This is a genomic window from Enterobacter sp. HNDS-6 (genome assembly GCF_039850505.1).
GTDB lineage: Bacteria > Pseudomonadota > Gammaproteobacteria > Enterobacterales > Enterobacteriaceae > Enterobacter > Enterobacter kobei.
On sequence record NZ_CP156673.1, the window covers coordinates 611,611 to 636,710 of the forward strand.

Genomic DNA, 25,100 nt, shown 5'->3' on the forward strand with positions numbered 1-25,100 from the left:
ACATCCAGTTTCGGTTATCCGCAAAGCACCGCACTGCTTGCCGGATCGAGCGCAATCAGACCGGACAGAAGCAAATCCATCTCAGGCTGAAGCCGTGATCTGTCGGTTTCGCTGCGCGAGGCTTTCATGCGCAGCAGTCTGAGTCGGCGGGATTTGACTTCAAACAACAGCGCCGGTGTCCACTGCGTGAGGGTGATGGACTGTGCTGTACTGTCCAGCTCGCCCAGAAGATGGAGGGCAAGTTCATTTTTGCCCTTCTGCTCGGCTATACGCGCCATCAGCAGGCGCAGCAGCCATTTGTCTTTTATGGCGTCGGTGCCCGGGCGGGTCTGCAGCCAATGGAGTGCCGCGTCCAGACCGTCCGTGTCCGCTTTCTCCAGCGCTTCAGGCTCGAGGGTCAGGATATCGTTATCCTCTCCACTGCCGGCACTGACCGGCTCATCCCGCCAGCCGGACATATCGTCCAGTACGCTCTGATTAATCCAGTTCAGCGTGACCTCATCGGCAAATGGCGTCCCGTCATTAAAAGCCAGGGTTTCCAGTCCGGTAAGGCGGCGCAGCAGCCCTTTCAGGTCGGCGGTGATGATATCGGCCAGCACATCCTGCCCCAACTTCACCAGCGCCTGATGGATATACCACTGCAGATCCAGCCAGAGGTGATTGGCACCACGTGAGAAGGTGCTGTCCGCCTGCTCCAGTATCTCCAGCCAGCTCTGCTGCAGGTACAGGCGCTTCAGCATCGCCCGCTGGTCTGCCCGGGGTGGTTCAATGCGTGTTTTCCCTTCGGCATCCGGTGCAGGAATAGCGCTCAGGGTGTCATGCCTCAGGCTCTTCATCAGCCGGTGAGCGGCAAGCCAGCCATCGGGTTGTTCACGCAGATACCCGGTCAACGTGCGTGCCTGCGCCAGCAAATCCTGACCGGACGTGATGCGGCTCATAACGGGTGCGTCAGACTCCGTCGAGTGCGAAGCCAGGAGTTGGGGCTGATTGCCGGCATTCTGAGGTACCACGGCATCCACGCCCCCCGCCTTCATCAGGCGGGATTCCAGCGCGCTGTACAGGGCATTCAGCTCGGGTCGTGACGTTTCCGGCTCTGTTTGCAGAGCGTCATGGATGAGCAACAGCGCGCCTGCCGTGCGAAGGGCATCGTCGCGGACCACTTCTGGCCAGAGTGACAGGCTGTCAAGCAGACGAGAACCTGCAAGCCACTCCAGCGCGGGCTTACGGCTTCGCTCCCGCTGCGGATGAAGTTGCGTTCCGTAGCGCTGCAGCAATCCCGCCACTAACTCAAGCCCTTCGGCAAAGCCTGTTTCACCGTCCTGGTGCAATCGCGCCCAGCAGTAATAGGTCGCAATGCGGATATCTTTGGCGGTAGTCGTCAGCAGTTTTTCGGCAAGCGTACAAATCAGTCCCGTATCGATACCGGAGAGTTTATTCACCTCCTCTCTTATGCGCTGAAAATCATCGTCATACCCGGGCTCTTCTCCTGTTGCACGGGTCTCATTTACCGGGGCAAGCCAGGGGTGCCAACTTTCCGTGCGTGCCTGAGCCTGCTTTCGCAGCTGGGTTTCGTCCGCCTGACAGGCGGCAATCAGATTCTGCAGAGTGTCCATTATTCGCTTTCGTCCATGTCGTTGTCTTCGGTGTTCGCCATCAGCGCCTGAGCCGTGGCCGCGCTGTCAACGCTGAAGATCTCATCCGGCAGCGTGAAGCCGCGCAAAGCCAGTAGCGCCAGCGGCCCACTGCCAAGCTGTGAACGCAATACCCATTGCAGGGTGCGACCATCCGGGGCGGTGAAATTCATCATCCATTGACTGCGGTCGAGCTGCTGACGCTTGCTCTGATCCAGCCAGCGAATAAAGCCCCAGGTTCCGCTGTAGTCGCCGAAGAGACGCGCCCCTGCGTTAACCGTGGTCCAGGTCACCATGGTTCCCGGCTTATAAGTCTCTCCCGGCCAGCGGAAGGACTGCCAGTCAGCCATCTGGTTAAAGTAGTGCAGCTTTTGCCCATCAATCGTCAGTTGCGTTTCCACAACCTGTGGTACCGGACGTGCCTGCAGTTCAAAGCTGATGCCCTGACTGCCATCGGTAAACAGAATGTCCGACAGCTGGGTCAGCTGATTAATGGCGCGCAGAAACGCCGGATTAAAGTTTAACCCCTGACTGTTGACCTTATCCGGCACCCACTGGCTGCCTTCTTTGTGCAATACACCGCTAAGTTCGGTGTTCAGAAAGCGTTCAATACGCCCGCTGTCCTTACGTATAAACTCGGCAAGCATCGGCAAGGAAACATCACTCTTACTCGCCGCAAACGGGAAGCGTCCGTCAAATGCCGTGTGCCAGTTCGCCACGACTGAACGGCTCCACTTATCATTCAGGCTGGCCGCAGACGGCTGAAGCACGGTCTCCCAGGCCTGAGTCAGCGGCTGCACAAACATCGTGCTGCCAAACCCGCTCCACTCTTCGCCAAGGCTTGCCGAAATCAGGCTGCCGTACTGCTGAGTGTCAGTCAGATCCACGCTTTTGCCCTGGAACACGGTCTGCGCCAGGGTTTGCATCATCTCCTGCGGATCTGAGGCGTTTGCAACCTGCTGCAGACGCAGGCGTACCCGGGTAATGCGGGTCAGGTACGTCTGCAGGCTCAGCGAGTTGTCAGCCGACATGACGTTGCTGCCTTTATTTTTACCCAAGAGCTGAAGCAGCGGTCCGAAAGTTTCATCCAGCGGCCCCTGCGGCCCTGACGCAGACTGGTCAATCGCAGGCTTGTCTTTTCCGCCTACCAGATCCTTAGCCGATTTGAGGATCGAATCCGAAAGACCTTCGCTTCGCTGGCCGGTCTGTCCCTGCCAGGCGAGGGTATTCATCAGGGCAATCATCGGAGACTGGCGGACATCACTCATCAGAGTCAGCTGATCCGTCACATCGGCAATATTGTTTGTCGGGTTGAGTTGCAGGCTGTTCAGGAAGCTCAACCAGCTGCCAGCAAAGTCGGTAAAGTAACGTTCTGTCAGACGGGCTTTGAGCGCTTCCGGCGACAGATCGGCCGATACAGTCTTGTGTGAATCACTGAGTACCCAGTCGATTTCATCCCGACGTGAACGGGCTGCCTTCTCTATGGCCTGCTGAACGCCACCTTCCCATGCCTGACGAGAGAACATGCCCGGCACCACCTCCTCGGTGGTGAACAGTCGTCGCGCATCGGTACCGCTGGTCATGTCTTCCAGAGAGATATCTGCAAAGTTACGACGCACGGATTTGAGCATGTTCTCATACAGCGTACTTTCTGCATTGCGGCGGCCAATCTGCTGGAGCAGCACCTGACGACTCTGGCTGACCAACTGCGCATCCGGCGTGATTTTCCACTGTGGCTGCTCAGGCAGTTCGGTGATGTAAAAGGCCCACAAGTCCGGCGACAGGCTTTGCCACAGGCCGGTTGAAATGCCCATGCGCGTAGGCTGCACGCTTTTCATCGTCTGGGCGTAATACGCGCCGTCGGCTTTATCCGGGCGAGCCATCATCAGCCAGGCTTTCAGCTGGTCATACCCCGGCTTCGCCAATTGCGCCCGCTGATCGCTGCCGGGCGCTGAGCCTACCAGCGCAGTGAGCTTCTGTGCCAGGGCGGCATTTGCCGGGTCGCGAATCAGGCGGTTGTTCGCCACGCCGTACCAGGGCAGTAACGCATCGAGCAACTGCTGGTTATGGTCAAGGCCAAAGCGCTGATACCACGGACTCCCCTCCTGAACATTGTGCAGCAGGCGGCCTGCATCATTTCGCAGGTCATGGAGTCCCGTCAGCTGATAGTCGGATACGGAAGGATGTTCAACCAGGTTGCGGGCTTTTCCTGCGACAGAGGAGATTTGTCCGTAGTTCAGTGAAAACGACAGTAGCGTCCCTGCTCCCCAGATTCCGAGAATAACCATCAGCGTCCAGGCAAGGGTCTGTTCCCACGCCATACCGACACGGCGGCCACGCACACGGGTACAGTCGTCAACGATACCCTGCCAGGTCACCGGCAGAGTCAGCGCATGCTGCTGTGATTCCGGGATATATTTCTCAGGGTCGGTCGTTTTCTCTGACGTATCGGCTGGTTTATTCTCCGGCAGGCTAAACATCAGGCCACGCAGTGGAATACGCTGCTGAGAAACTGAGAGCCACGGCAACAGTTGCTGAGCCCAACGGGCGATACCGCCGTCGTTAAGGTTTTGGCCCAGGCGCAGCAGGGCGTCGTGACTGTTGTTTTCGACGATTTGACTCATCCCCTGAGCCCGCAGGGTCGGCAGCATCAGTTCAAGCTGACGGATAATATCTTCTTCTTTAGCGCGCAGGGGAAAAGTAGCCCCCACCGTTTGCTCAGGGCGTTTTGCCTGTGACCACTTGCTGTCGCACAGCTGCCACAGCCAGACCGGTGCTGAATAGCGCAGCAGCTCACTGATTTGTTCCAGGCCGCGTAAATCGCTGTCACTGATTTGTGGGGTCAGGCTAAGCGATTGCGGTAAAACGCGGATAATACCGTCCAGAGGACGACTCCGACGCAGTTTACGTAGCGCGGTGTATTTTTCACGATCGGGCTCAGATGCCAGGCTCCCACCGTATATCAGGACGGTACGGTTGCCTTCAAGCCACTGGTTTTTCTGCAGACCAGGTACGAGGAATTCAATTGCCGCCTCATCGCCAGTAATTAGCAACAGCCGGGTTTTACGACTCCAGTAAAGGCCAATACGTGAGCGGAGATGTCCCCGGATCTTGTTACACATGGTCACCGCAGGGTGAACAGGCGCTTTATCGTTTTCCCGCTTCTTTTTCTCATCATCACCGTTGGTTTTGTCGACAAGCGCATTAAACTCCTGTTTACCGGCATTGCATACCGCCGCCAAAAGCACCACGGATACGACAAGGCCGCAGCATGAAATACATCCGCCGGCGATAAGCCAGTAAATTTGCTGCTGACTTCCGTCTTCAATTCCGGCTATATCCGGATGCTTCCAGATCATGAACGTCATAACGGCTAACAGCAAAAAGAAAATCAATGCGACAGCAAGATAGCGGCCTTCCGTAGTCTTCGGTGCTAAAGGTAGCTTCACGGATCCATCTCCTGTCGGGAAGCAATTGGGGTAATGAGCGTGCTCCACAGCACATTCTGTGTGGTATCACCGCAGATAATCATCTGTGGTAGCTGAGTTTGTCGGGCGATTTCGGTGGCGGCAGCGATAGCCAGCCAGGGGGCCGCGGCACCGGCATGTCCCATGGATGTATCGAGCGAAATGACGGCTTCGTCCTCTACAGACTGCGCAGGGTGAGCATTCTGGCACCCGATAACTTCTGCGCGCTGCTCACCTGTCATCCCGGCAAGCCATAAATTTTTCACGATATTTTCTTTGAGTGGGACGTTCCAGGCAGCCATCCTCATCCCCTCGCTCAGTCCACCTGATGGAGCAGCATCTGGCCGGTGCAGCAGCGCGAGAGGTTCGAGTGCCTCCTGGGTCAGGCGGTTGCCAAGAAGCAGTGCTACGCCGGCCTCAGCTGTGTTGTCAGAATCGGCAGGCTTTAACTGGAGACCCACAATCATTAACATTGCTTTATCTTTAATACGTTCATTCAGCCAGCGGTCAATAACACTGAGACCACTCCCTTCAGCATATTCAACAGGAAGATTAATATTGTTCTTTTGCCAGGCCTCATCCCAGTAATGCCGAATGCTCTCCAGAGGCAGCGATGTTGTTACATCAAAAACTACTACTAATGGAAATTTGTCAGGGATTTGTGCAAAAGGAATATCAGCAATCAGCTGCGAAAAAATATTCGTTATCACGAATTTTAGCGAGTCCTGCGGGCTGGAAGATATTTGGCTCATCCTGGAGCTTTCATTACCATCCCGGTCAACCTGCGAAACAATAATGCTATCGTTGTTTTGCATCGCAATAGCTGTATCTTTCTGAGCAACTGAAGAGTGGCCGGTAATAAAAGTTGCATTCAGTATCTGCAGTGCACGACGTGCCTTGCAGGTTTCTCGAAGTATCCATTGTTCTCTCTGTTTGTCGAAGGCATTTGCTTTGCTATCCTGCAATGCCCACAGAAGCAGACGAGAAGCAAACGTAAAACTCCATAAAACAATAGGCACGCCTAAAGCAATCTTCCAAAAATACAGATTTTCAAAATAACGCCCAAATATACGCATTAATACAACACTGACCAAAAGCATGGCAACCAGAGCAATAAGCCAATGAGAGATTTTTACAGGACTAGACCTAGAGTAGCGTTCTGGCAAATTTTTGAGTGAATATGACATTCATTTTCTCATATTACAAAATAGATACACTGGTTTAGGATAAAAAGGAGGAAACTACGAAACTTATTATAATCATCATACTATGAAAGGCCACAACCAAATAAATGATTATTCTTTCATCGCAGGTTTGAGGAGTTAATTTAGTTTACAGGTAATATCCTCTTCCCCCAGCAATGACACTTGAAAAACACAGCATAAATATGATTAATGAAAAATATCTGAACAAAGCTACTGCCCTCAATATCATTGAGGACTGGAAGGGAGTATCTTTGATCTTATAGACTGGCAAATGGATCTTCCCAAAAGCTTATAGCTAATAATTCCATCAATATTCAACTCATTCGTAAAGATATGCCCAGGGGCTTTTGAGTCGAACGTATAAATTAATAGCCTATTATCTTTCACTGCATAAAAAAGAACTCCATCAAATCCAGAAACTTGATCATCAGAGTAAGATGATAATATTTTGGCAATCTGAGTTCTGGTAGATAAGTCTGTTATGGATTTTATTAGTATATTGACATCAATACCTTTTGGGAACGTATTCAAATATACGTTGTCAATATAAGGGGTATAATCATTTTGATCGCACGAAGGAGTGTGAGGATTGTCCACACCATAATAATTTCTAAAAAAGCCATCAAGGACATATTTATAATCACTTGCAGAAGGCAATGCCTTGACAAGTAAGGATATTCCTCCGGGATCATCTGCCATCACTCTCAATGACAACAACAGTAACATAATTATAGCTATATAATTTTTCATCGACCACCACCTTCATCAACGGAGGGCTGATAATCATGTTGTGACTCCCTGTAAGGAAAAGCTGAAGTTACTGGAAGTCTTCACTGGATTTTATTTATCACATTCCGCAAAGTATTTCTCATCCACAGACAAATTTTCGAGGTCTTTTATTTTAATTTTCCCCACAGCTAGCTTTGAACTAATTTCTTTTGAAAAGCAAAAAAACACGCCAGAATAAAAATATATTTCCTCAATTTTATCTGGTGTATCACCTTTCGATTGATATAAAGCCTCGGTCACATACCATTTAATATCCCTTTTACCTTTAATGATTCGTATCCTGTCAATACCGAGGCATGGTTCAGAATCTTCGGCATATTCAGACTTATAATTCCTGTTAGGTATAAGATATTGATCATTAACTTTGAGAACTAAGTTACATCGACTGTATGGTTCATCTTTACCAGGTAGTCCTTCACGATTAAAAACAAATGGGTATGCGTTTTCTTTGCCTAAACTCTGGAAAACATAATAAGGAGGGAAGCCGGTATCTGGTGCGTTAATTTGATATACTTGTGATAGGCCGTAAGGTTCTCCATCCTTGAAGGTATAATTTTTAACTGCGGATGAAACATCTATATCATCCGCTAATACTCTCATTGAAAAAAAAATCATAGCACAAACAAAACTTTTTGTTAGAATTTTATTATTCATAATTAACCAATCTCTTATTTGCACTGTTTGGTATAATCAACAGTAATTTTTACAGTACTACTACCTTTTTGCACTTCAACTATTTCTTTGGTATCTGTTATTACAGCATCATTTAAATAGTAGAACGCATATCGTGTATAGGCCTGTCGTTCAAAATATCCATACCCACCGCCATTAACTAGAACTGAACATCTACCGATTGATTCTGAAGTAATTCCATTATCAGGCACTCTGTTGATATTCACCTCATGGCTGTGATGTTTTGAAACCCAATAAAAGCCAGCACTATCAGTTGCGCAGAATGAATCCTCTGCGATAATTTTAGGATCGTAACGTGGATACCATTTTTTTAAAAGATCATCATCAATAATAGTATGCTTTTCGCGGGTGCGCTTATCTACCACAGTCTTTCTGGGATCTGCCCAGTAATGTTCACTTGCATTTGTTATCCGACTGTCATCGTACACATATTGAGAGGATTCATCAGGTAATTTATTTTTTGTTCTAAACCCCCTATAGTCATCGAAATTTTGCGGCCAGGTTAGCTGCATGAATCCCCTACCATAAAATGGTTGATAATACTCAGCTGCGGGGGATACAAACTTACCCTTGCTATTTTTTTGGCCTTTTCCGCCTTCAGTCATAGTCCTAAGCATCCCGGTTTCAATATAAATTTGTCCTAAAAATGCAGAGCGTCTAAGTGGGGATATTATATTGTATTTATTACATATATTGTTAAAGTCTTTTGCATACTTTTCCCACCGACCGAACGAAGTAGCCCATGGGACTGTCACGTTAACTGGCTTGCTGGGGTAGCCTTCATAGTATTTCCTTGGAATCATTGAGGAAACCTCTTCATGACTAAGCCATCCGCACGTTCTCAAATGAGAGATAAATTTGGTGGGATTGAAATGCCAGAACCTTCCAGAGCTTAATTCTCCCGAATCAAAACACAGTGCCTCAGCGTGCTGTTTAAACTTACAATAATCCTCTTTACTCATGAGTACCCGGTCCTTCGTTTCCTGTGTTCCCGGGACCGTCCATATGGCCGTTTTTTCCGGCGTGCACTGCTCCCAGGGCAGACCGGTCATCAGCCATTCATACCTGGCATCTAATGTGCTTTTTTCCCACTCAAACGGTAAACGGCAGATAAGCCTGCCGGCTTGAGTTTCGTAACTGCCTTCTTCCTGTAACTTTCTGATGATCGCCGAATTACACTGACTGTGGGTGTCATTGTCATCATCAACCAGCCTCCATCCCGTCCAGTGAGGAAAATCCGCGTCGCTGAACTTTTTAATACCGGGTGCGGCAAGATTGACCACCCCCGTTCCCCCCGGATAACTGACCGTCATCCACAGCGGCGCATCGGCCGGCACCAGCGTCTCATGGTCCGTATTGATGACCCGCCCAAAACGCAGCAATTCAAACCCGGCGCTGGGGCTCTCCTTATAATTCCGCATCGCGGTTTTATAAAGATTGTATTCATAATCTTCACCGTCAGCGTTCACCAGCGGCTCGCCCAGCGGTTCATACATCCCGTCAGTCTGCGTATTTTTTTGGCGGGTCACCATCGTACAGCTGCCCTGTGCCAGAGTCATGCTGACATACAGAGGCGCATTGCTGGTATAGAGCTCAGAAAGTCCGGCTGTGGAAGTGCTGTTTTCTGCCGGTGCCTTATCGTAAAACGTTGTCCCTGCTGGCAGATAAAAATGGATATCGCCGTAAACCGCATCAGTGCGGCCATCTTTCGAAACATCCAGCTCCTCTGTTTTTCTGCCCGTCAGTTTGCTGATGTTGTCATCATCGCAGAAAACCTGAAAGTGAAATTCATTCTGGCCGTCAGTCATGCCGCAGGAGCCTATCGGGTCTTTACGGTAGATTCTGGCATCTGCTTTTACCTCTGCTTCCAGAAACTTCAGATGCATATACAGAGAGTAAAAAACGACCTTACCATTCTCTCCGGAACCAATTTCCGTCTCATGCTTCAGTAAAACATAACCATCATCCGTTCCCCTGACCGCAGCATACTTCAGGGGAAACTGGTCTCTTTTCTCTGCCGGGGAGGGCTTGCGGAACGATACCACCGTCCCGTCAGCGATTGCCCGCACTTTTTCCGGCGTTGTACCCGCATCCGTATGTGATATATGGATACCCCCATGCCAGGACTCTGATGCATTAAGAGGATATCCCCGGCGGGGATTGACCGGCATCATCGCCTCAACCCAGTCTGTGTCAGACTGACTGGCATCTTTTTCTCTCAGAAACGGAGGGCTGATAATCATGTTGTGACTCCCTGTCAGGAAAAGCTGAAGTTACTGGAAGGTTCGGTCGTTTCAGGCGCCACGTTCGGGAAGTCTTCTGGCTTGCTGGCTTTTTGTTTTCGTCCGTAGTGCCCTGCTTTCGTGCGATATTCCCCCTGAGTGGCAGACTCAATAGCATTGCCATCCAGCGTGATATAGCTCCCGCCACCGTTCAGCGTCAGCCTCTTCTTCGCGATGATTCTGATTTCATCTTCGGTGCTGACAATACTGATTTCCTTACGCGCCAGCAGCCCCATCAGGTCGTTCTGCGCCTGTACCTGCACCGGGCCCTGGTTCGCAATAAGCTTAATCCCCATCTTACGAACAAACACGCTCAGGGCATTACCCACCCCGATAAACAAATTTTTCACCACGCTGACGTCCGCATTCTTTCCGGCCGTGGCTATCAGGTTCTGGCCCGCAGACACCTGCAGGTGCTCTCCGCTGGTCAGCGCCACACCCTCCGGTGCGCTGAACAGCAGCACCGACCTTTTGAGGTCCGTCAGCTGCTGTTCCAGCAGTCTGATTTGTGCCTGCAGGTCCGCCGGGTTCGCCGTCGCCTTCTGCGCGTCTTCAGAGAGGGCTCTCATCTGCTCCCGGGCATTCCCCAGGCTGCTGACCGCCGGCTGCATATCCAGCGCCTGGCCCTGCGCTTTCGCCTGACCGTCCGCCGAGATAAAAATCCCTTTCTGCGCCCGGATGGCGCCCCAGCTGTCCGTCCGGAGCTCAAAACCCTCACCGCGCGGTTGTTTTTCAGCATCCACTAAATGCCCAAGATTCAGCTGGCTCTTGCCGCCGTACTCCGTGCTGACCTTGATGTGCTCTTTCCCGCGCTCGTCATCGAGGCGGATTTTGTTGTTCGCCGGGGTACGCAGCACGTTACGCTTATAGTTGCGGATGGTGACGTGGTCCCCGTGCGCCGAGTCGTGCAGCACGCCGGTAATGTACGGACGGTCCGGGTTACCGTCCTCAAAACCAATCGCCACCTCGGTACCCGCCAGCAGCGGCAGATGCAGGCCATAAGTGTCGCCTGCATACGGGCGGGACTGGCGCACCCACAGGCTCTCGAACCCGGTCTCCCAGTTGTCACGGTCAAACAGCATGTTCACGCGATAGCGGCCGTCCTTATCAATATGGCCGTAGGTGTCATTTTCGGTGGTGCTGGTGACGCGGGCCGGCAGGGTACCCGCCATCACCGGACGCGGGCCCGGCTCCGGGCGGAAGCTGAAATCCGCACTGTCCGGAATACCGTCAAAATGAATGCAAAAATCTTCATCCCGCCGCGCATGGCTGCGCATCGCCGTGATGACCACACCGCGGGCAAACACCTCTGCCACTTCATACCCGCCGGTGACCTTCAGCACCTGGCCGGGAGAGAGCGCCGGGCTGCTGGTGATGCCCCGGGCCTGCGTCTGACCATTCAGGTAGCGCTCATGCCGGATGCGGGCATAAAACGCCCCGGACTCGGGTGCCGGATGACGCTCATACGCGATACCCGGCGTCAGATAATTGTCGGCATAGTGGTACGCTTCCCCGTAAGTGGTCGTATCCCCGCGGGTCACATCTACCTGCGCGTTCATGTCCTGCGTGGCCTGGCGGTAGTTGTAGTCCCGCGTGCTGACCTGCTTCTGCACCACGCTGTGATGGCTCTCCATCCCCCACACCGCGTCCACGCCCTGCGAGTGCTGTCCTGAAGGCGGGACCGACGGAAGGGTCAGGCCTTTCTCATACCCCTGCTGACCGTCGTAAAACTCCACCACGTCAATGTTCAGGCGCGTGTCGGTGGTGAAGCGGAACCAGATACCCACCTCACCCAGCAGGCGGGTGATAAAGTGCAGGTCGTTCTCGCCGTACTGCATCACCTGCTCGCGGCGCGGATACTCTCTGGTCAGCGAGAACAGAAAATCCTGGCCGCGCATGCCGTGACGCTCGCGCAGGATTTTTTCCACGATTTGCGGGACCGACATGTCCTGGTAAATCGCGTTCTGGTGCGAACGGTCCAGCAGCGCCAGGCGTGGCTGCAGCGTCAGGGCGTAATGCGTTTCATCCTTCGAGGTGCCGAGCCGCTCAAAACCGGTCACCACGCCCTGAATCACCCGCAGCGGCTGCTGTATTTTAATGCCGTAACCCTGGTCAACCGGGGCCTGCAGCGTCAGCGAGCCGGGCTTCATCAGCATCATCTCTTTACTGATGCCGTGGTCGTGGCTGGTAAACTCAATGCGATAGCTGAACGGCCTGCTCAGGGCTTCGTCGCCGTCAAACGCCAGCACGTCGGGTTCGGCCTCACAGCCTTTCACCGCCAGAAGGTGATGGTTGTGGCTGTATCTGATCGGTGGAGTGTTGCTCATACGCAGTCTCCCTGTAGCCAGTCAAACGCCAGGCCGATCCCCTCCTCTTCGCTCCAGCTGAGGCAAAGCGACTTTGGCTTTTGTTTGGCGGCCATGTGAGAGAGCAACTGCTGACTCAGCACCGGCAAAATCTGTTGATTCAGCAGACTGTCGACGTTGCGCGCGCCCGTATCCGGCAGCAGGCAGGCTGCCGTCAGCGCGTCGTAAAGGCTCTCATCGATATGTGTGGCCAGACCATAGTGACGGTCTAAACGCCTGCTCACCTGCGACAGCTTCATTTCAACAATGGTGCGCATAGCTATCTCGTGGAGCGGTCGGTAAATCACGGTCTGGAAGCGGGCCAGGAGTGCCGGCTGGAAGTGGTCGCGTAATATCGGGCGCAGCAATTCGTGCAGGTCGCCTTCGGTGGCGTCAGGCTGTTCTTCCAGCAACTGCATCAGGTGGTCACTACCGAGATTCGAGGTCATCAGAATAACAGTATTGCGGAAGTCGATTTCACGACCTTCTCCATCACGCATAAAGCCGCGATCGAAGACCTGATAGAACACATTCATGACATCGCGGTGGGCTTTTTCCACTTCATCCAGTAGCACTACACTGTACGGCCGTTTTCGCACGGCTTCGGTCAGAATTCCGCCCTGGCCGTACCCGACATAACCCGGAGGCGAGCCTTTCAGCTGCGAAACCGTATGTGGCTCCTGGTATTCTGAGAGGTTAATCGTGATGAGTGACTTCTCGCCGCCATACATGACATCGGCCAGCGCAAGCGCGGTTTCAGTTTTCCCGACGCCACTCGGCCCCACCAGCAGGAATACGCCCTGCGGTCCGTTCTCGGACGTGAGGCCCGTTTTTGCCGCGCGCAGACGCTGAGCGACGGCCTTAAGCGCCGTATCCTGCCCGACCACGCGCTTCCCTATTTCATTTTCCAGCGTCAGCAGTTCGGTTTGCTCGTCTTTCATCAACGATGACAACGGCACACCTGTCCAGTCGGCTATCACGTTGGCTACGGTGCGTACATCCACATCCAGGGAGAGCAGCGGGTTACCGTGCTGCATCTCGTTAAGTTCCTGATGCAGCTGGTGAGTCTCGCTCTGGCGCGAGATATCCTGACGGCTTTCGAGCAGTTGAGCGGTCAGCTTCAGTTCCTGACCGTACTGGCTTTCGAGTTCATCGAGCGCCACAATCAGGTTTACCTCTTCCTGCTCTATCGCGCTCAGACGTCCAGCATGGCTCTGATTGCCAATCGCGATATCTTCCAGCAGCGCCTGCTTCTCCATGTTGAGTGCGGTGATAGATGCGCGATAACGAATAAGTTGCTCCGGAACCGTGTCGATGCTCATGCGTACGCGGGCGGCAGCGGTATCCAACAGATCCACCGCTTTATCAGGAAGTTGACGTCCCGTCAGATAACGGCGCGACAGGGTAACTGCGGCACGAACCGCATCATCGGTAATGTGCACATGGTGATGTTCGGCGTAGCGGGATTTCAGGCCACGCAGCATCAGGCAGGCGGTATCGTCATCCGGCTCATCGACTTTTACCATCTGGAAGCGGCGCTCCAGGGCTGCATCGCGCTCAAAGTATTGTTTGTATTCAGACCAGGTGGTGGCAGCAATTGTCCGCAGTTCACCACGCGCCAGCGCGGGCTTCAGCAGGTTGGCAGCATCCGCGCCACCGGCCTGGTTGCCAGCACCGATGATGGTATGCGCTTCGTCGATAAACAGCAGAACGGGTACCGGGGACTGCTGTACTGCATCAATGACGTTTTTCAGACGCTGTTCGAACTCCCCCTTCACACCCGCACCCGCCTGCAGCAGGCCGAGGTCAAGCGTACGTAGCACCACGGTTTTGAGCGATTCCGGCACATTGCCTTCGGCAATTCTGAGCGCCAGGCCTTCAACCAGTGCGGTTTTGCCCACGCCCGGCTCGCCAACCAGGATCGGGTTGTTTTTGCGTCGACGGGAGAGAATGTCCACCATCTGACGAATTTCGGTGTCACGACCAAACACCGGATCGATTTTGCCTTCTTTCGCCTTCGCAGTGACATCAAGGGTGAATTTATCCAGCGCATTCTGCAACGCAGGGTTGAGTTCTCCCTCTTTTACTTCTGCACCCACAGGGCGCCCGACGAACTCGACTTCTCCACCATGGCTTTGCGCCAGTTCCGCTTCCTGCTGCACTTCCGGACGTTCATCTGACTGCGCATCAAGCAACGGTCGAAGACGCTCAAGCTGACTCTGGCCCAGGGTCAGCAAAGGCCACAGACCGTTGCAGCGCACCAGGTTTTGTTTCTCAACCAGTGCCATCAGTAAATGCACACTGCGGATATGTTCTTCACCCGCCAGTGAGGCTATCAGCCAGGCTTGCTGCATCAGAGACTGGATGTTTTCTGAAAGCTGCGGCCGGTGGCGTACCGAGCGCGGCTGTTTATCCAGCCAGCCCAGTAAATCCTGCCAGATGCCGTCCATATCCCATTCGTAGCGGCGAGCCAGCACCGTCAGGTCACCTTCCCCCTGCTCCAGCAGCTTCAGCAGCCAGTGCTCCGGCAGAATTTCTGCATGCGCGCGAGTCTGGCAGAGCGAAGCTGCACCTTCCATTGCCCGCGCGCAGTATGGATTAAGACGTCGAAGGAGGATTGCCGGGTTTTCCATGTTGGTTTTACTCACTGTTGTGGACCTTTCGGACACGCTACCGCCCCTGGCCGTTACCGAGGCCCATAAGGTCTGTTTCCGGGATGTGATGTTTTCTTTGCTCAGCGCCCGCAGCGGCAGACGTTCAGCAAAGAGAAAAGCGGACAGGAAAACCTGCCCGCTTGCGACTTACGCAGTAGCGCGTTCGTTCCAGGAGTCGGAATGAATGATGTTGCCGTCTTTGTAGGTCCAGGTGATTTTTTCGTAACGCAGTTCAACGCGCTCAAGGTGGTTGTGCTTCTCTTTAGAAGAATCCTTAACGTCATACATTTCAGGATTCACCTTCACCACCTTCACGTTTTCCAGTTTGGTGTTGAAATACTCCACTTCCTGGCCCGCGTCGTTGATTTTGTACCACTTGAATTCGGCAGACTTCAGGGTCTGACCCGTGGTCACAGCCTTATAAAGATATGGGCTGGAGGAATCGATTTCTTTGGTGAACAGGAATGGCGTGTGGATACGCGTCCCGGTCAGCTTGCCGGTATTGTTATCGGTCGGGATGTACAGGTTGTGTTCCTGAGCCACCACTTCGATGCTGCCTTCACGATCCTGTACGTCTACAGACCCTTTAATGTCCGCGCCGCCATCGTCTTTCAGCCAAAGATAAACAGGAATTGCCATGGAATTACTCTCCATTTAATTGTGATGCGCCATCATCCTGCGATGGCGCCGGGTGTTTGCCGGGTAGCTGACAGGCGTTCGCCTGCGGCACCAGACTGATTTCGACACGACGGTTGAGCGCACGCCCTTCCGGGGTGTCGTTGGTTGCAACAGGACGGCTTTCGCCATAGCCCTGCACAGCAAAGCAGCTTTCAGGTACGTCGCCGGTGTCTCGCATCCAGTTGCGCACTGCCTCGGCACGTTTCAGCGAGAGCATCTGGTTCAGTTGCGGATTTCCGGTGTTATCAGTGTGGCCAGATACGACAATCAGCCAGCCCGGCTTCGCTTTGATGCCCACCAGAGAATTCACCAGCATTTTGGTGGAACCCGCTTTGAGCACGAATTTTCCGGAGTCGAACAACGACATGCTGTCGAGACGCACAATTTTCGGTACCGGTTTGGGTTTCGGCTGTGGTTTAGGAGGCGGTGGCACATACGAGCGGATCGCTTCCAGCACCGGCATCCGGAGACGTTCGCCCTGATAAAGCCCCAGGCCCAGCCGGGCCGGTACGCCGTTACGCGCCAGATCATCCAGCAGCACAGCATCCGCACGCAGGATCGCAACCGCGCTGGCTTTCTGGTCATAGTTATCCATAGAGATGCTGTCGTAACGGGCAATATCGAAGCTCACGCGATGCACTAGCTGGCGATTGTTCCAGCCGCTACTCAGCAGCGCGGCGATCGCCGCCAGGGTGAAAAGACTCAGGACGCAGCGCCAGGTGCGGGCTTGCGATGTGAGCCCGCTCCCTTCCGGTAGCAGCGGCAGGATAAAATCCGGGAACGGGGAAATAATCGTACTGTCCGTTCCCACTGGCTGCCAGCCCGTCACCCGCTGCATCGCAGTGTGACGAGAAAGCCATGCCGTCCAGACCGATGTGGCCAGACTGCCGGCCAGGATCGGTCCCATACCCCACAGCACCGCAACAGGTGCAATGACAGGAACATCGGGGTTTTCATCCATAAAGACAGCTTTGACGTGCTTATGGAACCAGCCCATCAGGCTGTTCATGAGTACTTGCTGTTGCATCGCAGGCGAACCACCCGTGGTGACCCACGCAGCGATTGAGCTCGGCGCTGAAGACTCACGCCAGACCCTCATTCCCTCTCCGGCGATAGCCGCCTGCCAGAGCATGTCATTCGTCATTGCGCTACCAACCTGGCCATTCAGAACCAGCGGCACAGAATGACCCGTTTCCTTACGCAGCTGGCTGATTTGCCAGCGCAGGGCCAGCAGGCGGCTGGTAAGGCGCTCGCTGTCGGCGTGTTTCTGTGGACAGACACTGACCATCACCGACAGCTGACGCCCCCAGTCAGGTCGCAGCCACAGCACCTGCCGGGCGACCTGCTCAAGATCCTGATGATCTTCAACGCGGATCCAGCACCCTTGTGTGACGGCGAGCACCGGAGACGACTGCGGCCAGGTCAGAGGTAGATCGCCACAAACCAACACCACGGGTTGACGGTAAGTGGCTTCAGGAAGGTCATCCAGATGTAAGGTGACGTCAGGTTCAGCACGACGGCTGGCGATATACCAGAACGCGATGATAAGGCCGATTATCGCCAGCATAACGAGCACCGAAACCAGTCGGGATACCGGCAGAAAACCCAGGCAGACCACAGCACTCAGCAGGGCAGCCCACAGCGCAATCCCGCGCTGTTGTGCAGGACTCATTTTACGACTCCCGGCAACAAGGACCGCAGCAGTTGATCGAGCCAATGATCCAGCCCCCACCAGAGCGCAGCAAGAACCACCACGCTAAGGCCAATACGCATGGACCATGATTCAAGCCACCCTCCCATTCCCCGCCCGACACGGCTCTCTGCCAGCACAGGATGCGTCTGCGGATAGCTAAACGGCGCCACCCGTTCATTCAGGGCTGTGACGAGCTTCTGACGTTCCGGATCGTTTAGCGAGCGGAAGTTCCCCAGAAAACCCAGCATCATGACTCGCTGGAAGCAGGTCAGCACGGCACAGTCTGGTGCTGGCTCACGCAGCACATCGCGCATCTTGTCGCACAGGGTGTCACCCGCATCCATCGTGCCAAGAAAATGCCCCTGCAGCGGTATGTCATACCACTGCACACAGGCATCGTCCTCCACACCACGACCTTTGACCGCCTCATCAAGCAATGCACATTGAGCGGAGAGGATATGCTGACAACTGGTCTCATCCAGCTCACTGGCTTTCAGTTCACGCTGAACGCGCTCCACATCCGCGATACAGCGCTCCCACAGAGCCCGCCCTTCTCCTTCCATAAACTGCGGACCATGGCGAAGACTGATAACCTGAAGCCAGGTATCCTGCAGCAAAGCATCAATATCCACCGGCACGGCAGTGCCATGTTTACGTTCATTCATGTTCGCAGTACCGCAAAGAGTTCAAGTTCAGGCTCGCCAAGCATGCCCGGGACGTAAAACATGCATGTTCCGCTCTGGAGCATTTCTGTCGCCAGAGGATGGGAAAGATCGAGACTGAAATACTGGTTTTCCAGGCGCAATGGAATGGCGGCTGGCACATGGCGCAGTGGGGTTAACGGTACGCCCACACGTGAAGAGTTGACGATCCCCCGCACATGGTCAGGACTGCCCACCTTACACTGGCGCGGAAACTGTTCCTGCAGTTGGGCAACCGGTATCGGTGAACGCACGGAAAGGTAGTAATCAGCCCCTTCACGCAGACGTGGGTCATGCAGACGCGCCTGCCAGAAGTGCAGCCGTGGGTCATAGTCGAGTGACAGGGCCACCACGCGGGACGGCAGGCTGGCTTCAAGCAGATCGCCAAGCAAATCAAACAGCGGTGGAAATACCGCATTGAGTTGCTCGTGCTGCCAGACAGGTATGGCGCTCACCTGATGCTCCAGAGAGAAGGTCAGCAGGCTCCCGGCCAGGCGAGAAAGTTCCGGATACAGACGTTCCGGCGGGCTTTGCAGGTTACGCTGGAACTGATCAAGCACGGGCTCGGCACTGTTCAGCGCGTTGAGCAGCCAGAACAGAGATACATCCGCCACGGCGAAATCAGCCATGCGCTCATTGCTTTCACGACGCATTGCCATCAGACGGCAGAGGCGAACTCGCAGCTGGGTCAACAGCTGTTCCAGTTGAGTCACCAGCCAGCGGCTGCCCTGGATAGTCAACAGAGGAGGGAGAAACGTCTCATCTAATTGCCATGAACCCTGTGAATCTTGCTGCAGTCGGGCGACAGGGCAAGTCAGATAATCGCTGTTATTCTGATGATCAAAACGCAGCGTCAGCTCCGGCTGCAACACCGCTATCTGACGGGTATCCTCACCAAAGGCATTGCGAACATCCCGCCAGCTCTGGCGATATCGCACCGGACGCTCAGCGACTTCATCAGGCTTTAAACAGTTGCCGCCGTTCGCCCGCAGCAGCGGAAGCGCCAGCACCACCGTCACCTCCTGTGATTCACTCTCAAGCGACAGCACCGGCGGCAGAGGATCAGCATTGTCGGTATCAATCAGCGTGCCGTCCTGGAAACGGACGTGCAGATGCCGGGCCTGAATACGCCCTAGTTTGAGAGATTCCGGTTCAAAGGTGGCATCAATGACCCCCCACGGGCACGAAAGACCCAGTCGGGCAATACATTCCGCAGACCAGGCCGCATACGCGACCTGTTGCTGAAAATGCTGGGGAGAGACCAGAATGCCCCTGCCCCATAACGGTTGTTCCGTTTTCATCAGCTTCCTGCCTGTTTTACGATTTCGCCTTCGGCATCTGGGAAACCAGTGACAGGTTGACGTCCATGCCTTCGACCTGGAAGTGAGGGATCGCGTACAGCTTCACGCGGAAGAAGCCCGGGTTGTCTTCAATATCTTCAACAACCACTTTCGCATCACGCAGCGGGTGAGACGCCTGCAGTTCATCGCCCGGATCGGTCATTTCAGTGACCAGACTGCGAACCCAGGTGTTCAGCTCCAGTTCAAGCAGGCGACGATCCTTCGTGGTACCGATGTTTTCGCGCTGAATCAGCTTCAGGTAATGGGCGATACGCGACAGCAGGAAGATATACGGCAGACGCGCGTTGATGCGGCTGTTAGCCGTTGCATCTGCAGTGTCATACAGCGCCGGTTTCTGGCTTGAGTTAGCCGAGAAGAAGCAGGCATAGTCGCGGTTTTTGTAGTAGGACAAAGGAATGAAGCCCAGATTCGCAAACTCAAATTCGCGGGTTTCGGGGATCATGACCTCGCTCGGGATTTTTACCTGATTGCCGGTACCGAGATCGTAAAGATGGATAGGCAGGTCCTGAACCGCACCACCGGCCTGCGGACCACGAATCTGTACGCACCAGCCATTATTGATAAAGCTACGCACCATGTTGGAAGCAAAGGCAAAGGAGGCATTCGTCCACAGGTATTTGTCGTGATCCGGACCTTTGACCTCTTCGACATAATTGAAGCTGCGAACGGGAACGGTATCCGGCCCGTACGGTAAACGTCCCAGTACGCGCGGCATGACCAGGCCGATATAACGAGCGTCGTCGGTATCGCGGAACGATTTCCACTTGATGTACTCTGCGCGGTCAAAATAGTTACCAATATCTTTAATCGCAGCGACCTCTTCCATGGACTCTTTAAGGAAGAATTTTGGACCTGCAGAGCCGATAAACGGCATGTGCGCAGCAGCGGATACTTTAGAGATGTTGCGCAGCAGCGCGACATCCTGCGCTGAAGCATCGAACTCGTATGCGGAAATCAGTGCCGCAATTGGCTCGCCGCCTGGGGTGTCATATTCATCAATATAGGTGTGTTTATACAGACCACTCTGGATGATTTCCGGGCTGTCTTCGAAGTCCTGACGCAGGTCTTCTTTAGACATACTCAGCAACTCAATTTTCACGTTCTGGCGAAAATCTGTTTTATCAATCAGCGACTTCACTCCGCGCCACAGACCTTCAACTGCCTGAAACTCCTCATGGTGCATTACCGCGTCCAGCTGACGGCTGATCTGGTAATCGAGTTCAGCAATGTGGTGATCAATCAGGCTTTTATCCAGTTTTTCGACTTTCGCACCGGCTTTGGTCAGACATTCCAGGAAGACCTGCATACCTGCCGTCAGACGTTCATCAGCGGTCGCATCCGACATCGCCTGCGCGTCCTGCCAGATATCCAAGGCGCTCAATTCAGAGACGGGACTTAAGTTGATTTTCTCAAACAGGGAGGCGTAAACCCCACCCGCAGCAGGACGTTCCAGCACCATGCTTTCACCGCCAGCAATATTATTTTGTACAGACATGAGCATTCCTTGATTAATCCGTTAAAACATCGTGATGGTTAAGCTTTTTTGGGTGCCAGTGCGGATAATTCATTGCGCAATTCAGCGCTAAGCGACTGGTCAAGAACGATTTTTTCCAGCTCTTTTCGGAAAGTCTGGTTATCCAACAGGTTGGCCTTGAGATCGCGGAGTAAGTTGCGCATCGCCAGCATCGCCTTCAGCTGTGGTATCTGGGCAGCCACCTGCTCTGGCGTGAAATCTTTCATGCTCTGGAAAGTCAGCTCAATATTGTCCTCACCACCATCATCTGACAGGGTGTTTTTGACGCTCAGATTAACTTTTGGGGAATATTCGGAAAGAACACTGTCGAAATTATTTTTGGTGATATTAACTTTTTCACGCTCAGATATTGGCGCAGCATCCTGACCATTACTGAAATCACCGGCAACAAGCAGTTTTAAGGGTAATTCCATTTTTTTGCTTGCTCCGCCAGTATGCAGGTCAAGCTTCAGGTTAATACGCGCCTTAGGCACTTCATTCTGAAAACTGTCAGACATTTGATCATCCCTCTTTGTTTTGCGATGCAAACTTCACGGTATCGTTCTTGATGCGCAATATTAGAACAATGATCGACCACAAATCAAATACACAGATCATTTATCCGCAATTAGAAAATTCTTAAGAATTTTCCTCTAAGATATTATTGCAACTTATCAGACCAACCCAGAAAAAGAAGCTACTCTTTTTCTGTAAAACAAATATTTGTATCGTAAAAGGGATTGCAGCCAGTCAGATGCTAAAAAAACAATATTGTTTTGATTTGCATCACAGCACTATATCAAAAACACAGGAGAGAACTACTTTAGACTCGATAAAAAGAAAGGTGAATAAATTATGGACTCAGGCACTTCATTCATTGGATGAATAATAAATAAGAACTTTCACAAAGAAAATTCTTATTTATTAAACGAAGAGGTAAAAAAAAATTTGAATACGGAATCTGCCACAAAAAAATAGCGCTTTTAATCCATCCTCTCTCGAAGAGGCTTCCTGCCCGACTCAGGTGGAAGGTGTTCTCATGACTGACTGCCTATAAAAAGTGTAAAATCAACCACCTCCTTGACTGCCGCTTTTTTAATCAAAAACGAGTAATAGCACATAACGTATAACGGTGCTACATTACGCCGCCCACCCAAATCAGCAGTGGTCAGGCAACGCCGTAAAGTTCGGTAAAGCCTGAAACCATCACCTTGAAGAACGGTCTTAATGGCACGTCGTATCGCACACGCTGCGCTACCTTTACAGGCTTCACATAGGTTTTACTATCTTGTCTCAATCCAAATTTGAACGTGCGTTTTTACACCCGCGTTACTGGTTTACATGGTTTGGTCTTGGCGTACTCTGGCTGCTGGTGCAACTTCCCTACCCTGTGCTGCGTTTGCTGGGGTCGAAACTGGGCAGCGCCTCTCGCTATTTCCTGAAACGTCGCGAAGCCATCGCGCGCAAAAACATCGAGCTTTGCTTTCCTCAGTATAATGCTGAAGAGCGCGAAAAATTGATCTCTGAAAACTTTAAATCTATCGGTATGGCGCTGCTCGAAACCGGTATGGCCTGGTTCTGGTCGGATGAACGCGTCCGCAAGTGGTTTGATGTCGAAGGGCTGGACAACCTTAAACGCGCGCAGTTGCAGAACCGCGGTGTGATGGTTGTGGGCGTTCACTTTATGTCGCTGGAGTTGGGTGGCCGGGTGATGGGTCTTTGCCAGCCAATGATGGCGACCTACAGACCGCACAATAGCCCGGTAATGGAGTGGGTACAGACACGCGGCCGCATGCGTTCCAATAAAGCGATGATCAGCCGTAATAATCTGCGTGGAATGGTCGGTGCCCTGAAGAAAGGTGAAGCCGTCTGGTTTGCTCCTGACCAGGATTATGGACGTAAAGGCAGCAGCTTTGCCCCCTTCTTTGCCGTTAAAGACGTGGCGACAACCAACGGTACCTTTGTGATTTCGCGGTTGTCAGGCGCCGCCATGCTGACCGTGACGATGGTGAGAAAAGCGGATAAATCAGGCTATCGTCTGCACATCTCTCCTGAAATGGCCAACTATCCTGAAAACGAATGCGAAGCCGCAGCGTTTATCAACAAGGTCATCGAAACTGAAATCATGCGCGCGCCAGAGCAATATCTCTGGATGCATCGCCGTTTCAAAACGCGCCCACTTGGCGAGGCCTCGCTCTATATTTAAGTCCCGCGTGACGGTTAGTTTCGATAAGAAACTAACCTTTTCAATCACCTGTAATAACCCCGTGTAACGGTTTTTCGTCACGTCGCTCAAAGTGAATTTATTGCCTTGCGAAATCAAACTGTCGCCGTTCCACGACACCCGTAAGTGTCGGAAATTATTTAAAAAAATCCCTCTTGTCACCCCTCATTTTTAGGCGTACATTAGCGCCGTCTGGCTACAGGAAAGCACAGAATTCTGAGCTGGAGTCGGCGGCATAGCGGGAAAATTCTCATTTCCGTTTTGGCCGGATTTCAGTTCTCTATACTCAGTTGGACTCTGTTTTTAAATGCGTACCACAAGATACGCGGAGCGATGAAACGTGAAATATTTCTTTATGGGCATTTCGGTGATCGTTTTAGTCTGGGCCGGAACCTTTGCCCTGATGATCTAGTGAAGAACATGCAGTCAAAAAGACAGGAGCCATAGGCTCCTGTCTTTTTATGTCATGATGATGCGGGGTGTTCGGAGACGCTCTTTGTTGAGAGCAGGCCATCGGCCCGGAACATACTCTTGATGCCCCTCACCGCCTGACGAATACGGTCGCTATTTTCGATTAAAGCAAAGCGCACGTGGGTGTCACCGTAATCACCAAAGCCAATGCCCGGTGAAACACACACCTTCGCGTCCTGCAGCAGTTTTTTAGCAAACTCAAGCGATCCCATTGCCGCATACGGCTCCGGAATTTTCGCCCAGACGTACATGGACGCTTTCGGCATTTCCACCATCCAGCCCGCTTCATGTAACCCTTTTACCAGCACGTCGCGGCGGCGTTTATACTGGGCTGCAATGTCGTGAACGCATTGCTGATCGCCTTCAAGCGCCGCAATAGCGGCAACCTGTAGCGGCGTAAAGGTGCCGTAATCGTGATAGCTCTTGATTCGCGCCAGCGCACTCACCAGCGTTTTGTTACCCACCATAAAACCAATACGCCAGCCCGCCATGTTGTAGCTTTTCGACAGGGTAAAGAATTCTACCGCCACGTCACGCGCCCCCGGCACCTGCATGATTGAAGGCGCTTTCCAGCCGTCATAGACGATATCCGCATACGCCAAATCATGTACCACCAGCACGTCATAACGCTTAGCCAGGGCCACAACCTTCTCAAAGAAATCGAGCTCCACGCACTGCGCCGTCGGGTTGGACGGGAAACCCAGGATCATCATCTTGGGTTTCGGATAGCTTTCGCGAATTGCGCGCTCCAGCTCGTTGAAGAAATCGACGCCTTCCACCAGCGGTACAGAACGTACCTGCGCCCCGGCTATCACCGCGCCGTAAATATGGATTGGGTAACTCGGATTGGGAACCAGTACCGTATCACCGTGATCCAGCGTGGCCAGCATCAGGTGCGCCAGCCCCTCTTTCGAGCCGATGGTCACAATGGCTTCACTTTCAGGATCGATATCAACCTGATAACGATCCTGATACCAGCGCGAGATCGCGCGGCGTAATCTGGGAATACCGCGCGAGGTTGAGTAGCCGTGCGTATCCGGACGCTGGGCAACCGTGCAGAGCTTCTCAACGATATGCGGTGGCGTGGGGCCGTCAGGGTTGCCCATGCTGAAATCAATGATGTCTTCGCCGCGCCGACGCGCAGCCATTTTCAGTTCAGCGGTGATATTGAAAACATAAGGGGGGAGACGATCGATACGCGTAAAACGGCGTTCAGGACTGAATTCAGCCATAGATTCCTCAGATTAACGTTAGCGCCCGGACCGTCCGAGCGACGCTGCCACTGATGTGACATGCTTAGAAAATAACCTGAAAAAAATCACGCTGTCGAGAGGGAAATGAAAAAAAAGAGAACCCCATGAAAACCGGAACACGGGTACGCCTTAAAGCGGAA

17 protein-coding genes are annotated in these 25,100 nt (G+C 53.0%); 2 read left to right on the plus strand and 15 right to left on the minus strand.

The window, feature by feature from the left end; genetic code table 11:
* Positions 1 to 14: 14 nt before the first annotated feature.
* From tssA to tssB, 14 genes are all read right to left on the minus strand, one after another.
* Positions 15 to 1,613, minus strand: a complete 1,599-nt coding sequence (gene tssA / locus ABFI50_RS02775) for a type VI secretion system protein TssA (RefSeq protein WP_248217235.1) — start codon at positions 1,611 to 1,613, stop codon at positions 15 to 17.
* The gene (locus ABFI50_RS02780) at positions 1,613 to 5,080 is read right to left on the minus strand and encodes an ImcF-related family protein (protein ID WP_248217233.1); all 3,468 of its coding nucleotides are present in this window, start codon (positions 5,078 to 5,080) and stop codon (positions 1,613 to 1,615) included. The genes tssA and ABFI50_RS02780 overlap by 1 nt, the downstream gene beginning before the upstream one ends.
* Entirely contained in the window at positions 5,077 to 6,285 is a 1,209-nt protein-coding gene (locus tag ABFI50_RS02785; RefSeq protein ID WP_048997223.1) for a hypothetical protein, read from the minus strand. Before ABFI50_RS02785 ends, ABFI50_RS02780 begins: the two co-directional genes overlap by 4 nt.
* 243 nt (positions 6,286 to 6,528) lie before the next feature.
* Positions 6,529 to 7,053, minus strand: a complete 525-nt coding sequence (locus ABFI50_RS02790; RefSeq protein WP_048997224.1) for a hypothetical protein — start codon at positions 7,051 to 7,053, stop codon at positions 6,529 to 6,531.
* Between the two features lie 90 nt (positions 7,054 to 7,143).
* Positions 7,144 to 7,746, minus strand: a complete 603-nt coding sequence (locus tag ABFI50_RS02795; protein ID WP_048996829.1) for a hypothetical protein — start codon at positions 7,744 to 7,746, stop codon at positions 7,144 to 7,146.
* Between the two features lie 14 nt (positions 7,747 to 7,760).
* Positions 7,761 to 10,028 carry a M23 family metallopeptidase gene (locus tag ABFI50_RS02800; RefSeq protein WP_347485311.1) on the minus strand — a complete coding sequence of 756 codons (2,268 nt, stop codon included), beginning with the start codon at positions 10,026 to 10,028 and terminating at the stop codon, positions 7,761 to 7,763.
* 14 nt (positions 10,029 to 10,042) lie between these two features.
* Complete coding sequence (vgrG, locus tag ABFI50_RS02805; protein WP_248217319.1) at positions 10,043 to 12,394, minus strand: type VI secretion system tip protein VgrG; 2,352 nt, start codon at positions 12,392 to 12,394, stop codon at positions 10,043 to 10,045.
* Complete coding sequence (gene tssH, locus ABFI50_RS02810; protein ID WP_248217326.1) at positions 12,391 to 15,045, minus strand: type VI secretion system ATPase TssH; 2,655 nt, start codon at positions 15,043 to 15,045, stop codon at positions 12,391 to 12,393. The genes vgrG and tssH overlap by 4 nt, the downstream gene beginning before the upstream one ends.
* A 168-nt stretch (positions 15,046 to 15,213) precedes the next feature.
* Positions 15,214 to 15,705: an Hcp family type VI secretion system effector gene (locus ABFI50_RS02815; RefSeq protein WP_047344865.1), complete on the minus strand. Its 492-nt coding sequence runs from the start codon at positions 15,703 to 15,705 to the stop codon at positions 15,214 to 15,216.
* A gap of 4 nt (positions 15,706 to 15,709) precedes the next feature.
* Positions 15,710 to 17,416 (minus strand): OmpA family protein, encoded by a 1,707-nt coding sequence (locus ABFI50_RS02820; protein WP_282374507.1) that lies wholly within the window; start codon positions 17,414 to 17,416, stop codon positions 15,710 to 15,712.
* On the minus strand, positions 17,413 to 18,102 hold the full coding sequence (gene tssL / locus ABFI50_RS02825) for a type VI secretion system protein TssL, short form (protein WP_282374506.1): 690 nt from the start codon (positions 18,100 to 18,102) through the stop codon (positions 17,413 to 17,415). Before tssL ends, ABFI50_RS02820 begins: the two co-directional genes overlap by 4 nt.
* The gene (tssK, locus tag ABFI50_RS02830) at positions 18,099 to 19,442 is read right to left on the minus strand and encodes a type VI secretion system baseplate subunit TssK (protein ID WP_282374611.1); all 1,344 of its coding nucleotides are present in this window, start codon (positions 19,440 to 19,442) and stop codon (positions 18,099 to 18,101) included. Before tssK ends, tssL begins: the two co-directional genes overlap by 4 nt.
* Before the next feature lie 13 nt (positions 19,443 to 19,455).
* Positions 19,456 to 21,000 (minus strand): type VI secretion system contractile sheath large subunit, encoded by a 1,545-nt coding sequence (tssC, locus tag ABFI50_RS02835; RefSeq protein WP_032629132.1) that lies wholly within the window; start codon positions 20,998 to 21,000, stop codon positions 19,456 to 19,458.
* Positions 21,001 to 21,032: 32 nt separating this feature from the next.
* Positions 21,033 to 21,530: a type VI secretion system contractile sheath small subunit gene (gene tssB / locus ABFI50_RS02840; RefSeq protein WP_014884714.1), complete on the minus strand. Its 498-nt coding sequence runs from the start codon at positions 21,528 to 21,530 to the stop codon at positions 21,033 to 21,035.
* A gap of 767 nt (positions 21,531 to 22,297) precedes the next feature.
* Here tssB and lpxP point away from each other — a divergent pair.
* Positions 22,298 to 23,218 (plus strand): kdo(2)-lipid IV(A) palmitoleoyltransferase, encoded by a 921-nt coding sequence (gene lpxP / locus ABFI50_RS02845; protein WP_087529900.1) that lies wholly within the window; start codon positions 22,298 to 22,300, stop codon positions 23,216 to 23,218.
* A gap of 358 nt (positions 23,219 to 23,576) precedes the next feature.
* Positions 23,577 to 23,648: a membrane protein YpdK gene (ypdK, locus tag ABFI50_RS02850; RefSeq protein ID WP_099458937.1), complete on the plus strand. Its 72-nt coding sequence runs from the start codon at positions 23,577 to 23,579 to the stop codon at positions 23,646 to 23,648.
* Positions 23,649 to 23,700: 52 nt separating this feature from the next.
* On the opposite strand, the gene alaC is transcribed toward ypdK, so the two are convergent.
* Positions 23,701 to 24,939 (minus strand): alanine transaminase, encoded by a 1,239-nt coding sequence (alaC, locus tag ABFI50_RS02855; RefSeq protein ID WP_014884716.1) that lies wholly within the window; start codon positions 24,937 to 24,939, stop codon positions 23,701 to 23,703.
* Positions 24,940 to 25,100: the final 161 nt, after the last annotated feature.

Excerpts from the sequence above, each read along its gene's own strand:
- ABFI50_RS02820 (WP_282374507.1), bottom strand. The coding sequence starts at position 17,416 with ATGAGTCCTGCACAACAGCGCGGGATTGCGCTGTGGGCTGCCCTGCTG.
- vgrG (WP_248217319.1), bottom strand. The coding sequence starts at position 12,394 with ATGAGCAACACTCCACCGATCAGATACAGCCACAACCATCACCTTCTG.
- ABFI50_RS02800 (WP_347485311.1), bottom strand. The coding sequence starts at position 10,028 with ATGATTATCAGCCCTCCGTTTCTGAGAGAAAAAGATGCCAGTCAGTCT.
- ABFI50_RS02790 (WP_048997224.1), bottom strand. The coding sequence starts at position 7,053 with ATGAAAAATTATATAGCTATAATTATGTTACTGTTGTTGTCATTGAGA.
- tssH (WP_248217326.1), bottom strand. The coding sequence starts at position 15,045 with ATGGAAAACCCGGCAATCCTCCTTCGACGTCTTAATCCATACTGCGCG.
- alaC (WP_014884716.1), bottom strand. The coding sequence starts at position 24,939 with ATGGCTGAATTCAGTCCTGAACGCCGTTTTACGCGTATCGATCGTCTC.
- ABFI50_RS02815 (WP_047344865.1), bottom strand. The coding sequence starts at position 15,705 with ATGGCAATTCCTGTTTATCTTTGGCTGAAAGACGATGGCGGCGCGGAC.
- ABFI50_RS02785 (WP_048997223.1), bottom strand. The coding sequence starts at position 6,285 with ATGTCATATTCACTCAAAAATTTGCCAGAACGCTACTCTAGGTCTAGT.
- tssC (WP_032629132.1), bottom strand. The coding sequence starts at position 21,000 with ATGCTCATGTCTGTACAAAATAATATTGCTGGCGGTGAAAGCATGGTG.
- tssA (WP_248217235.1), bottom strand. The coding sequence starts at position 1,613 with ATGGACACTCTGCAGAATCTGATTGCCGCCTGTCAGGCGGACGAAACC.
- tssL (WP_282374506.1), bottom strand. The coding sequence starts at position 18,102 with ATGAATGAACGTAAACATGGCACTGCCGTGCCGGTGGATATTGATGCT.
- ABFI50_RS02795 (WP_048996829.1), bottom strand. The coding sequence starts at position 7,746 with ATGAATAATAAAATTCTAACAAAAAGTTTTGTTTGTGCTATGATTTTT.
- tssB (WP_014884714.1), bottom strand. The coding sequence starts at position 21,530 with ATGTCTGACAGTTTTCAGAATGAAGTGCCTAAGGCGCGTATTAACCTG.